This window comes from Paenibacillus aestuarii (assembly GCF_027789125.1).
Classification (GTDB): Bacteria; Bacillota; Bacilli; order Paenibacillales; family NBRC-103111; genus Paenibacillus_E; species Paenibacillus_E aestuarii.
The window spans coordinates 275,072-287,436 of sequence record NZ_JAQFVF010000089.1; the positions used below are offsets into that span (position 1 = coordinate 275,072).

General features: G+C 49.1%; 12 protein-coding genes and 1 riboswitch. Of the genes, 1 reads left to right on the forward strand and 11 read right to left on the reverse strand.

What is annotated here, in order from left to right; translation table 11 throughout:
- Positions 1-21: 21 nt before the first annotated feature.
- Complete coding sequence (locus O9139_RS31125) at positions 22-189, reverse strand: hypothetical protein (protein WP_270885625.1); 168 nt, start codon at positions 187-189, stop codon at positions 22-24.
- 1,616 nt (positions 190-1,805) lie between these two features.
- Here O9139_RS31125 and O9139_RS31130 point away from each other — a divergent pair.
- Entirely contained in the window at positions 1,806-2,300 is a 495-nt protein-coding gene (locus O9139_RS31130; protein ID WP_270885626.1) for a GyrI-like domain-containing protein, read from the forward strand.
- Here the strand turns inward: O9139_RS31130 and O9139_RS31135 are convergent.
- The 10 genes from O9139_RS31135 to O9139_RS31180 all read right to left on the reverse strand — a co-directional run bounded on the left by O9139_RS31135 (position 2,278) and on the right by O9139_RS31180 (position 12,235).
- Positions 2,278-2,871, reverse strand: coding sequence for an AAA family ATPase (locus tag O9139_RS31135; RefSeq protein ID WP_270885627.1), 594 nt, complete (start codon positions 2,869-2,871; stop codon positions 2,278-2,280). The two genes, O9139_RS31130 and O9139_RS31135, sit on opposite strands and share 23 nt — an antisense overlap.
- A 151-nt stretch (positions 2,872-3,022) precedes the next feature.
- Positions 3,023-3,712, reverse strand: coding sequence for a metal-dependent hydrolase (locus tag O9139_RS31140; protein ID WP_270885628.1), 690 nt, complete (start codon positions 3,710-3,712; stop codon positions 3,023-3,025).
- Between the two features lie 94 nt (positions 3,713-3,806).
- Entirely contained in the window at positions 3,807-4,310 is a 504-nt protein-coding gene (locus O9139_RS31145; RefSeq protein WP_270885629.1) for a metal-dependent hydrolase, read from the reverse strand.
- Positions 4,311-4,463: 153 nt separating this feature from the next.
- Positions 4,464-4,643: a hypothetical protein gene (locus tag O9139_RS31150; protein WP_270885630.1), complete on the reverse strand. Its 180-nt coding sequence runs from the start codon at positions 4,641-4,643 to the stop codon at positions 4,464-4,466.
- A gap of 44 nt (positions 4,644-4,687) precedes the next feature.
- Positions 4,688-4,771: riboswitch (cyclic di-GMP riboswitch) on the reverse strand.
- A gap of 144 nt (positions 4,772-4,915) precedes the next feature.
- A complete protein-coding gene (locus O9139_RS31155; protein WP_270885631.1) occupies positions 4,916-5,923 on the reverse strand; it encodes an LLM class flavin-dependent oxidoreductase in 1,008 nt (335 codons plus the stop codon).
- 65 nt (positions 5,924-5,988) lie between these two features.
- Positions 5,989-6,282 carry an HPr family phosphocarrier protein gene (locus O9139_RS31160; RefSeq protein WP_270885632.1) on the reverse strand — a complete coding sequence of 98 codons (294 nt, stop codon included), beginning with the start codon at positions 6,280-6,282 and terminating at the stop codon, positions 5,989-5,991.
- 762 nt (positions 6,283-7,044) lie between these two features.
- Complete coding sequence (locus O9139_RS31165) at positions 7,045-8,820, reverse strand: sensor histidine kinase (protein WP_270885633.1); 1,776 nt, start codon at positions 8,818-8,820, stop codon at positions 7,045-7,047.
- A gap of 153 nt (positions 8,821-8,973) precedes the next feature.
- Entirely contained in the window at positions 8,974-9,855 is an 882-nt protein-coding gene (locus O9139_RS31170) for a carbohydrate ABC transporter permease (RefSeq protein ID WP_270885634.1), read from the reverse strand.
- Positions 9,852-10,763 (reverse strand): carbohydrate ABC transporter permease, encoded by a 912-nt coding sequence (locus tag O9139_RS31175; protein ID WP_270885635.1) that lies wholly within the window; start codon positions 10,761-10,763, stop codon positions 9,852-9,854. The genes O9139_RS31170 and O9139_RS31175 overlap by 4 nt, the downstream gene beginning before the upstream one ends.
- Positions 10,764-10,834: 71 nt before the next feature.
- Positions 10,835-12,235: an ABC transporter substrate-binding protein gene (locus tag O9139_RS31180; protein WP_270885636.1), complete on the reverse strand. Its 1,401-nt coding sequence runs from the start codon at positions 12,233-12,235 to the stop codon at positions 10,835-10,837.
- Between the last annotated feature and the right edge of the window lie 130 nt (positions 12,236-12,365).

Sequence of the window (12,365 nt, forward strand, 5' to 3'; positions counted from 1 at the left end):
ATATTAGCCAACCGCGTTCGTTTAAAAAGATACATCCAAAAACCCGCTGCCCCCGCAAACCGGACAAGTATTGGGCCAAAGCACCAGGTCTTGCCCAAAAGCGATGCCCTTTACCTCTTCTTCAGCCGGTTGATTTAAAGGTCTCATTTCATCCAAATCGCCATTACCTTGGCATGTCGGGCAATCCATTGTAACTCCTCCTTAAATGTTATAATACATTTATGTGTTATTAATATAATATATAACACTTAGTTCGTAGATGTTCAATACTGTTATATAAAATAAATAAAAATTTTATTTTATATAGAAAATTAAGATTACCTAACTCTAGACACTTTCCCCTTCGCTCAGAACATCGGGGGTTCGGGCGCCCACGCTCTCGGCACTATCCCCTTCGCTCAGATCATCGGGGCGTCGGGCGCCCACGCTCTCAGCACTATCCCCATCGCTCAGAACATCGGGGGTTCGGGCGCCCACGCTCTCAGCACTATCCCCATCGCTCAGAACATCGGGGGTTCGGGCGCCCACGCTCTCGGCACTATCCCCTTCGCTCAGATCATCGGGGCGTCGGGCGCCCACGCTCTCGGCACTATCCCCTTCGCTCAGAACATCGGGCCTTCGGGCGGGGGCTGCGTTTCGTATGCTTTGAGAAGGGGATATTGAACAGATAGTATTCTTGTTGAGGTATGGCTGCGGAAAGAGCTCGGACGGGGGCTGCGTTTCATCCGTTCTGAGCCAAAGGGATAGTGGACAGATTGCGCTCTTGTTGAGGTATCGCTTGCGGATAGAGCTCGGGCGGGGGCTGCGTTTCATCCGTTCTGAGCCAAAGGGATAGTGGACAGATTGCGCTCTTGTTGAGGTATCGCTTGCGGATAGAGCTCGAGCGGGGGCTGCGTTTCATCCGTTCTGAGCTAAAGGGATAGTGGACAGATTGCGCTCTTGTTGAGGTATCGCTTGCGGATAGAGCTCGGGCGGGGGCTGCTTTTCATCTGTTCTGAGCCAAGGGGATAGTGGTCAGATAGCACTCTTGTTGAGATATCGCCTGCGGATAGAGCTCAGACGGGGGCTGCTTTTCATCTGTTCTGAGCTAAGGGGATAGTGGACAGATAGCATTCTTGTTGGGGCATCGCCTGCGGAGAGGCTAGGCGGGGGCTGCGTTTCATCTGTTCTGAGCCAAGGGGATAGTGGACAGATAGCATTCTTGTTGGGGCATGGCCTGGCGATAGAGCTCGGGCGGGGGCTGCGTTTCATTTGTTCTGAGCCGAATGGATAGTGGACAGATTGCGCTCTTGTTGAGGTATCGCCTGCGGAGAGGCTAGGCGGGGGCTTCCCTAATGAATAATAAAAAGCCCGCCATCGTAGGCAGGCATTATTTTATAAGTGTGTAAGTTAATCGATTACAGCCTCAATAACATCAAATGCGCAATACAGTGTTAAGTATAAAGGTGACATAGGGTAAAAAGCTGTATCTCCGCATTCCTCATGCTCGATAAGTCGATCAAGATTGGTCATTGCTCTTTTGCACAGGAATCCGTAGGTTCTAAAACGAGGAAATTTGCTACCTTCGTACTCCATCGCTGCCGTTAGACTGCTCATGACGATCACTCCCCTCAGCATCCCAATTTTATTGTTACACAACATATTCGACTGTTTAGTTATATTATATAATTTAAAATTTTAAATATTCAATAACATTTTCGATATTAATAATATTTTGTATAACACAGCCATCCAAATCGATATGGAAAATAAAGGAATCCATACTCCAAATAACGAATCTTTAAATAATAAAGGAGGAGATACTTATGGCACAAAAAGATGAGATTACATTGATCACAAAGCCAATTTTTCAGGCCATAGGATTACGCTGGGAAGGCACTTTCGCCGAAGCGAACGCAGGAGGCATTCGCGAAGTGCATCGAGCATTGCAAAAAAGACTGCCGGAGATCCAGCAGCCTGTTGATCAGCAACATTTTTATGGGTTGTCCTATCATGCCTACCCAGAAGGGACTGGTTTTACGCATTACGCGGTTGTTGAGATGGATAACTCGGCTCCAACGCCTCCTGGCATGCTGCGCATCCATGTTCCAGCACTTACGTACGCCAAGTTGGAGCATCGTAAAGGTCAAAGCATTCAGCAATCCTATACTTACGCCTACGCATGGATGAAAGAGGAGCATTTGGCACCGGATCCAGGCGAGCTTACACATTTTGAGGTCTACCCGATGCAGCAAAATCCTTTTGAGCAAGACCCCGTTTTTACGATTTTAATCCCTGTCATTCAGGTGACATCTCCATAAAAGCTTGCAATTGTGCGAGTTTTTCTGCGGACAGCTCACCCGAATTATCCCAATATCGGACAGATCCCGCAGACAAAGGCCACTTGACTTCGCGGCGAAATAAAGATGAACGGAAGGTTTCCCAGTTGTCTAGCTTCCAAATATCCATCTCAGAGCCTCGCTCCCGCAGCCTGGATTGATAGGCATAATCGCTCGGCAAATATACATAGATCACTTTCACGTGAACTTCGCTCATTGACAATCCCGCACGAGCAAGCTCTTGTTCGAGCCATTGCGGGTCTTCGATCTCTTTGGTGAACGGACCGATGACGAAAGTGTCGATGCCCAGCTGGAGGTTTTCGACAGCGGCATCCATCGTGATTCGATAGCCTAAGTCACGGCAGTTCTTTTTGTACACCGGCGAATCCCGATCATTCGGATCCAAACCTAATGCTGTCATGATCGCCTCTGCAGCGGGTCTGAGCAGCGTATCCATGTCAAGAAAAGCAGCTTTATGCGTTTTCACGAGCGCTTTTGCCAGTGTTGTTTTGCCTGCTGCTGCAGGACCAATAAAGAAAACAAGCGCCGTCATGCAGTACCTCCCGAGAACGTTTTAATTACAACTATTATACGCTTTCCCGCTCTCTTGTGTCCAAATAATCAACTACTGTGGCAACAAACAAACAACCTCCTTTACGTCATAAAGGAGGTTGTTATGGTAAACCGCCGGTTCTAGCGGCCGTTTATACTTCCAACTTCTCGCCGGGAGCGAGCACTTTGCCCTTCAAACCGCGCGCTTCCAGCTTTTGCACGAACGACTGCGCATCCTGCTCTATAACAGGAAAGCTGTTATAATGAACCGGCACGGTCAGCTTGGCGTGGAACCATTCCGCAGCTTGCAGCGCGTCCTCAGGGCCCATCGTGTAGTGATCCCCGATCGGCAAAAACACCACATCCAGCGGATGTCGGTCGCCAATCATTTGCATATCGCCGAACAGACCGGTATCGCCAGTATGCAGCACCGTAACCCCATCGGCTTCAATAATAAAACCGGCAGGCATCCCACCATAAAGAATGCGCTGTTCTTCGTCAAGGACGATGCCTGAGCTGTGGAAGGCTTGAATCATTTTTACCTTGGCAAAGCCTACATCCAGTGTGCCGCCGATGTTCATGTCGATGGTTTTAACACCTTTCCAACGCATGAACGCAGCAAGTTCGGGAATCGCCACTACCGGCGCATCATTCGCTTTGGCAATCGGTTCAGCATCTAAAATATGATCCATGTGCGCATGTGTCAGGAGGACGTAATCCGCTTTAATATCCTCCGGCTTCGTGACCGCAAGCGAGTTCCCTCGTAGGAAGGGATCAATCACAAGCGATTTGTTGCCGACAATGATTTGTAAACAAGAGTGTCCATGGTAAATAAGTTCCAAGAGTATATGCCTCCCTGCACAGTAGATTTTTTGAAGGGAAATCTTTTCCTACTCATCATCTACTATTTTTAACGCCAGGTCAAATTCTGGTCGTTTAAGAGAACCTCTGGACCACAAGCAGCAATGGAATGCCCAAGCTTATGACGAAAAGTAAAGCTCTAAACACTGTTTCGCCTGTTGAGCCGGTCGTGATCGCTAGCCATTTGGGAAGCAGACGGACTTTCCCAGGGATTGGCCACAGGAGCTGCACCCCTTTGTCATTAAGCAGGTCGATCAGCGGATGGGAAACGTAACCAACAACTAACGTCCAATAGAATAAAGTTGGAAGCGGCCCGGCTGCCAGCATGATCAAGGCGATCACGAGCAGCGAATGCGTCACTGTGCGGTGCCGCACTTTTAACACATGCAATAAGGCGGATAGCGGGAACAACACTTTAGCCATCGTTGACCCAGGTTTATCGACATCCGCTAAAGTGCCGGCTAGACAACCAAGTAAGAGCGCCCCAGCAGCTTCCCAAGACAAAAAACTGACATCCTGCCAGACGAGCACAACTTCCGCAGAAACGAGACCAGCGACACTGTGTGTTTTTTGAAGCATTAGACCAGCCCCTTATTTATACGTAAAATAAAGTTAACAACCCTATAAGATTCGAGACTGGCGCTCATTATGAGTCGTTGAATAAAAAAACTGCCGAAACGGATCTTCGGCAGTTTCATATGTATACGACGATTAGCGCTTACATTAATATGTCTAATAAAACAGTTCGCTTTCCGCATTGATCACTGAATCCATATGCAGATCCAAGCCAATGAGTTCCTCCGGTTTCTTAGATTCTCTTTCCAGGCGGTTCGCCTGAAGCCACTCCTCGAAACTTTCTTGACTAATGCCTAACTGCTTCACGATTTCTTCCAATTCCAACAAGGTCTTCACAACATATACCTCCACTTTTTCTATAATATATGTAGACACCTACTAGAAAAAATGGCCGGTTGCACTACTAGCTCCTCCTAATCCAAGTGCCCAAGTACAGATTAGGTTTCATCGCTTCCAAGTCTCATTTCCTATATTATACAGGCCCTTTCGACTATTGATAAGAGTTCATTTTGTACCCTTTTGTCGAATACACTTAATTTTATCTTGATGAAGTTATTTTTAAAATAAAGAAAACCGCCTCCCTGCCTGGGATCGGGCGGTTTATCCATTTATGGTTTAAATTGGAAAGCTTCAGCAATCAGGCGAACGGAGCGTATGCGCGCTTCTACATCGTGGATTGGACATACGACCATAAATTCATCGGCTTGATACGATTCATTCAGCCTTATCAGTTCTTCTTTCACCTGCTGCGGTGTTCCGATGATGCGCTTATGACGGCCATCGCGTATTTGAGCGCGATCTAATTCGGTGTACGGGTAGCTTAGCGCTGTCTCCATCGATGGGAAAGACGGCAGCAGCGCCCCGCGGCCGAGCGAGAGGAAGAATAGCTCCGTGCTGGAAGCGAGCCGCTGAGCTACTTCCTCTGTCTCTGCACAGACGACGAGCACGGCGGCCAAAGAGCGTGGCTGCGCATTCAGCCTTGACGGCTTGAAGTGCTCGCGGTAAATGCGCAGCGCCTCCGTGCAGTCGGCGTTGCCGAAAAACTGCGCAAAGCCGAAGGCTGCTCCCTGACGTGCCGCGATTAACGCGCTGTCATAGGAGGATCCGAGCAGCCACACCTCTGGCGCAGTCGGAATGATTGGCGACGCATGCAGCGCCGCAAACCGGTGCTCTGCAGGCAGGGCATCATACAAGTATCCGGTCAAATCCGCCACTTGCTGCGGATAATGGTCGACACTTGTATATTTCCCCTCCTGCAGCGCCCGGGTTGAAATCGGCATGCCGCCGGGCGCCCGGCCGAGGCCGACATCAATGCGGCCCGGATGCAGCGCTTCGAGCAGCCGGAAATTTTCCGCAACCTTATAGGCACTGTAGTGCGGCAGCATGATGCCGCCTGAGCCTACGCGGATGCGTGAAGTATGGGCCGCGAGGTGCGCGATCAGCACCTCCGGGCTCGAATGCGCGAGCGCTTGCGAAGCATGGTGCTCCGACACCCAATAGCGGGTATAGCCGAGCTCATCGGCCACCCGCGCCAGCTGTGTCGTTTCCGCCAACGTCTCTGACGCGGTGCGGCCTTCTCCTATTTGTGATTGGTCTAAAATCCCCAATTTCATCATCTATCACCTCTGTGATCAACTGTAACACAATTAATCACAGAATAGCAAAGGCAGCGATGCGCGTGTCACATATTCATAGCATATCCCGTATGCAGCCGCTGCTCATTAATTTGTAGAAACACCGCTAACTGCTCAAACGCCTCCTGAGCATCCTCGCCTTCGAGTTGAAGCAGAACTGAGGAGTACTCATTTAGCGAGAGGCTGAACGACACAATGCCAAGCAGCCCTTTGGCATTTAGCATTTTTTCATTGCTGCCAATATAAATATTGCACGTGTGTAGATTTGCAATCCTCACAAACTCAAGCACACGATCGATTTTCCACGGTTCATTCAATCGGAATGTCCAATCTATTTTCATCCTTCGTCCTCCTCACTTAGCATCAAATCGCACTGCAGCAACAAGCATTTTCTTAACCATTTAAGGCGCAAAAGAAGACACATACACCTTGGTAACGAGGTGATCTGTGTCTCCAGTTGGCCGGTCGACTTAATTCCACTTAATCCTAGTTGTTTACTTGTATTAAAGTATAGATTGTTACTTCTTCCCTGTCAACCGACAATAAAATTTTGACCACTTTTGACAATATCCCTACGTTCAAACGCGATTAGCCACCACTTGGTGCAACGTGCTGTTTAGCGGTTAAGCGCTCTTTCAGCAGATGCCCGGCTAGCCGCATGCGCTCCAATCCGATTTTGCCTACGTATTGCCGAAGGCTATGGAATTTCCATCATCGCAGATGAACCGTTAGAGAGTATTAAGCGTTTTTGTAAGCATTTGTTTTCTGAGCCACGGGGATAGTGGGTAGAGGGGCCCTCTTCTGACCCAATGGGATAGTGGGCAGAGAAGCCCTCTTCTGACCCAACGGGTTAGTGGGCAGAGAAGCCCTCTTCTGACCCAATGGGATAGTGGGCAGAGAAGCCCTCTTCTGACCCAATGGGATAGTGGGCAGAGTGGGCCTCTTCTGACCTAACGGGATAGTGGGCAGAGAAGCCCTCTTCTGACCCAATGGGATAGTGGGCAGAGGGGCTTTCCGATCGGTTAGGACGGTAAAGTTGATGTTATAGTTGCTGTTAAAGTAAGCAGCATAGCGACGGCAAGACGCGCAGCCTGCCGCCCCCTCTAACTCCGCAGTTCCCCGTCAGTTTGGACGGCGGGGATTTTAATGGTGGCGAGGAGGCCTTGGCCCTCGCGGAGGGTGTATTGCAGGCCGAAGCTTTCGCCAAAATGGAGCTGGATGCGCTTTTGCACGTTGATGATACCGTAGCCATGGTTCTTTTCTTTGCCTTGTAAGATGGCGTTGAGCATGGAGATATCAATCTGTTTGTAGCCATTGTCCTCGACGATGACGATGACATGCCCGTTCTCACAATGAACAGAAATCCACAGTTCACCGTCTTGGTCCATATGTTTAATGCCGTGTAAAATCGCGTTTTCCAAAATCGGCTGAAGCACGACTTTCGGAATCAGGTACCGCTTCGCGTCCTCTTCGATGTTCCAATGCACTTGGAACGCATATTCATAGCGGAAAAGCTGCAGTCGCAAATACGCTTCCGCATGGTTGATTTCCTCCATGATCGGAATCAGCAGTTTGCCTTTGCTTAGGCCGATTCGCATAATCAGGGACAAATCTTTGATCATTTCGGCGGATTCCCCCGCCCCTTCCATCAGGGTGTGCCAGTAAACGGACTCCAGCGTGTTATAGAGCAAATGCGGATTGATTTGCGAATGCAGAGTGGATAGCTCCACTTCTTTTTGCTTCAATTCCAGCTCATATTTATCGTAAATCGTCTGATTCAGCCGATTGGTCATGCGAATGAATAGGTTGTTCAGCAGCACGATTTCGTTCTTGCTATCTGATTGCATGGCAATCGACAGCGGCCGGCCCGGATGATAGGAGTTTGTAATGCGCGCGAGCCTGGATATGGGCTTAAGAATGGACTGAATGAAGTACATGCTGGCTAAAATTAAAATCAGGAAATACACCATCATAATCAAATTCACTAAATGCTGGACACTGATATGATCGATAATGATAGACTCGACCGGCACTCGCATCAGCAGCTTCGTATTCGTATACTCGCTTGAATGAAGCACAAACATCAGCTCGCGTCCCGCTTCTTTGATTTTGAAAACGCCTTCCGTTTTATCCGGCGGCAAATGGAATTTCGCGCCGATTTCGTAGTTCTGTGTATTCGTTACTAGCACTGTATCGGCGTTGTCCAGCAACATCACTTCCGCATCGACATATTTGCCAAACGGAACAAAATCCATCTGCAGCTGCGTTTCAATCCCGGATACGGCCAAATATCCGATCACCGTATCACCGTTATAAATGCTGTTAAGCTGCCGCAAATAAGCGACTGTACGCGTATTGTTCGGGTTGTAGCCGAATTTGTCAATAACCCGGATAATCCCTTTGCCCTTGGCCTGACTCACATCCTCATACCATGGGAGCCCATTCATGTCCGTGTAATAAAAGATTCCGTTCGTTAATAAGTCCGGATTCGGCACGAACGAATATGACTTTTCTTTATCGGAAAAGAAAAGCGAATATCGGATCGCATTCGTCGAATAATGGTTCAAATATTTGTCCAATGCTTTAAAAATTTCTACACGCTCATACTCCGACGAAGACGGCAAGCTGACGAGCTGCTGGATTTCTTGGGAAATCATAATGTTTTTCGTTTTTTCATCAAAATCGGTGCTTTCCCGATCCAATGTGAGATGAGTTGCGCTCACCAATTGCAGCAAAGCGTTGCCGACTTGTTCCTCGGTGATCGACTCAAGCTTTTTGGCAACGAAAAAATCAATGACGAGAATCGGAATGACGACGAAGATGATGAGCAGGACGATCAGCTTTTTCATCAAATTCATATTCCGCAACATTTTAAACATGGCGTCGTTCATTCCTTTCGCTCATCAAACTGTCCCCACCTGGGATCCCCCATATTTTCGCCAAGTTGCGGCCTGACTCCTTTTCTCGCTTCAGCCTTTACAAGCAAACGAAAAAGCGCCCGCAGAATGCGCATTCTGACAGACGCTCAAGCCTCACCCTTTGACACTGGATGCACTTAGACCGCGCACGATAAACTTTTGAAACGTGAGGAAAAAGATGACCGGCGGCAGCATCGCCATGGTCAACACCGCGAACCTGACGCTCCATGGAATGACCGAGGTCGGATATACGACGTACCTGTAAATGCCCGTGGCCAGCGGGCACATGCTTTTGTCCGTCATTACAATGTTCGGCCAGTAGAAGTCGTTCCATGTGGCGGAAAAAGCCAGCATCAACAAGGTGCCGATGATCGGCGTCGATAGCGGGACCGCGATGCGCATATAGGAGGCGAACTCACTTGCGCCGTCGATGCGGGCGGCTTCGAGAATTTCTTTGTGGATACCGTCAAAGAAGTTTTTAAGCAGCAGCATATAGTACGCATTCGCAGCCGCCGGGAGCCAGAACGCCCAGTATGTGTTGATTAATCCTAAGCTTTTTAAATTTAAAAAGTTCGGTACGATGTACGTGGCTGGCGGGATGAGCAGTGTGGAAAGAAAATAAAGCGTCACCCATTTTTTGAACGGTACCCGCAAATGCGAGAGGGCGAAAGCGGCTAGGCCGATAAATAAGAAGCAAAACACTACATTGCCTACGTAGATGAAAATGGTATTTTTCAGGAAAGTGAGCAGCGGCAGGTCGAATTGCGTTAAGGCATCTTTATAATTTGTCCATATCCATTCTTTCGGATAAAAGGTGGGTGGGAATGCGAAAAATTCCTCCCGTGTTTTGAGCGAGCTGAAAAAGGTGTTAAAAAACGGATACAGCATCGTGATTGCCATGCAAACCATCAGCAGGACCATGATGGCGTAGCCGGTTTTTACCGTGCCTTTTTTAAAATCATAGGATGACAGAATGCCGCGTTCTGATGGTTTCATGCTTTTTCACTCCTACGCTGCAGCAAATTGTACACAATTGACAGCAAAATCAACACGAAAAACATCAGGCTGCCCATTGCGCTCGCTTTGCCGAAATTCAGATCTGTAAATGCCGTGTGGTTCATCCACAGCAAATAGGTCAGCGTCGCATTGTTCGGACCGCCGTCAGTCATAGACAGCTGCGCCTGGAAGCCCTGCGAAGTCGTAATCAGCTGCAACAGCAGAAGCAGCAGCATGAGCGCGCGGATGCTCGGCAGGGTAATATGGCGTATGCGCTGCCAGACGCTCGCGCCATCGATCTCCGCCGCCTCGTACAGCTCACGCGGAATGCTGACAATGGCCGCGATATATATGAGCGTAGCAGCCCCGAAGCTCTGCCACGTCTCCAGAATGACGATGGAGATCATGGACATGTTGGGGCTAAAAAATAGAATCGGCTGCAGACCGATGGTCTGTAAAAAATTGTTGATCGGGCCGACTGCATCGAAAAACCACATCCACATCCCGTAAAGGACGATGGCCGGCACGGCGCTGGGCAAATAGCCGATAATCCGCGCCGCCCCCTGAAACCATTTCAATTCCGTCACGGCAATCGCCACGAGCGGAGGAATCCAGAAGCCGAGCACGACGCCCAGCAGCATGTAGTACAGCGTGTTTTTGATCGAAATGAGCAGCAGATCATCCTGAACAATGCTGATATAATTGTCAAGGCCAGTAAATTGATTGCCGTCGACAAAGTCGATATTATAGAAGCTGTAGAAAATGCCTTTGAGGATAGGCACCCACAAAAAGATGAAAAAGAAAATGATTTCCGGAAGTATGAACAGGGTTCCCCAGAAATACCAGTTGATTTTTTTCCGGACTGACGCCTTCGCAGCAGCCGATTGTACGTATTGGACATCCTCCATGATGGACACTCCTCGCGCGCTTGCATAAATCGGGCCTAAACCTTGACGGCTTAGCCCCGATCTCCGCCGGACTATTCGATTTTGACTTTGTCAAACACTTCGGACTGCACTTTGTTCGAAGTATCCTCCAGCGTTTTCTTCAAATCCACGTTCTTGGTCGTGAACACTTTTTGGATGACATTCGCCATTTCCGCATAATACTTCTGCGCTTCATATTGCGCTTCTGGTTTGCCGTCCCACAGGCTGAGCAGCTGCGGATCGTATTTGAAAACATTGTCGTACTTCGCCAGCAGGTCGGAATACTTTTTACCGAAATCGGAGGAATCTTTCCAATAGTTGATCGGCTGCGGGATATAGACGCGGTTTTTCGCTTTGCGGTCTTCAATTTCTTTTTGCGTGGACGTTAGGAATTCATCGGTAAAATATTCATCCGTGATCCACTTGAATGCCATCTGCTGCGTCTCTTTGTCCGCTTTCGGGTTGATAACACGGTAATTTCCGCCGAGAACGCCGGTATGTTTGCCTCCCTTCGTCATGGAGGGAATTGGATACACAACCAGATCGTCTTTGCTGATACCGCCTTCATTAATCGCCGTATCGGCAGCATTGCCGCTTCCGCACATCACCATGGCGCCACGTCCCTGGGCAAATGCGCTGAGTGCATCTCCGTATCCGAGCGCCCAGTTTTGCGGAATCAAATTCTCATCCTTCAGCTTCTTATAGAATTCAAGCGCTTTCAAACCGGCATCGGAATTAAACGTAGCGACAACTTTGCCGTTGTCCAGCTTTTGCACATCACCGCCGGCTGCGTAGAGGAAATTCGTCCAATTCCAGCCCGCTTCCGGACCTTTGCCCATCGGAATAAACCCTGCGATCCCTTTGGCTGGATCGTTGATCTTGCGGGCGGCGTCAAGCAAATCGTCCCATGTCCAATCCATCGGCGGCAGAGGCACGCCTTTTTGCGCGAACAGCTTTTTGTTCAGCGTGATCGTCATGACATAGCCGTCAATCGGCACGCCGTATGTTTTACCGTTCACGACGAACGGTTTGGAGAGCAAGTCGTTCATATCTTGCGCATGCGCCCAAGCATTCACCGAATCCGTAATGTCTGCGACCCATTTCTTGTCGACAAGCACCTTGCCTTCGGTGGCATAGGTCGTATATTCCGTCGGCGCGCTGTTAGACGCCATCTTCACACCGATTTCCAGCGGGCTGTACTGCCAGTCGTCCTTTTTAAACTCGACGTTCGGGTTCTTCGCTTTAAACCGATTGATCCGCTGGTCCAGCTGATCATTCTTTTCTTTCTGATCCGGCTTGAAGCTTTCAGCTGTGATCGTAATTTTCTTCGATGGCGCAGGAGTTGCTGACGCAGCTGCTGCACTGCTTGCTGCCGGCGTCGCTGTACCTGCGCTAGGGCTCGCCGAGTTGCTTGCGGTGTTGCTCGTGCTGCAGGCGGTTAATAAAACAGTCAAGGCGATCGTACTGAAGGCTGTAGCTTTTTTTACCTTTCATGTGAGGTCCCCTTTCGATTATCCTAACGATTGTTGTCTACAGGTTTGATTATAAGGGGAACGCTTTCAATGGGCGATGTGCGCTATTACG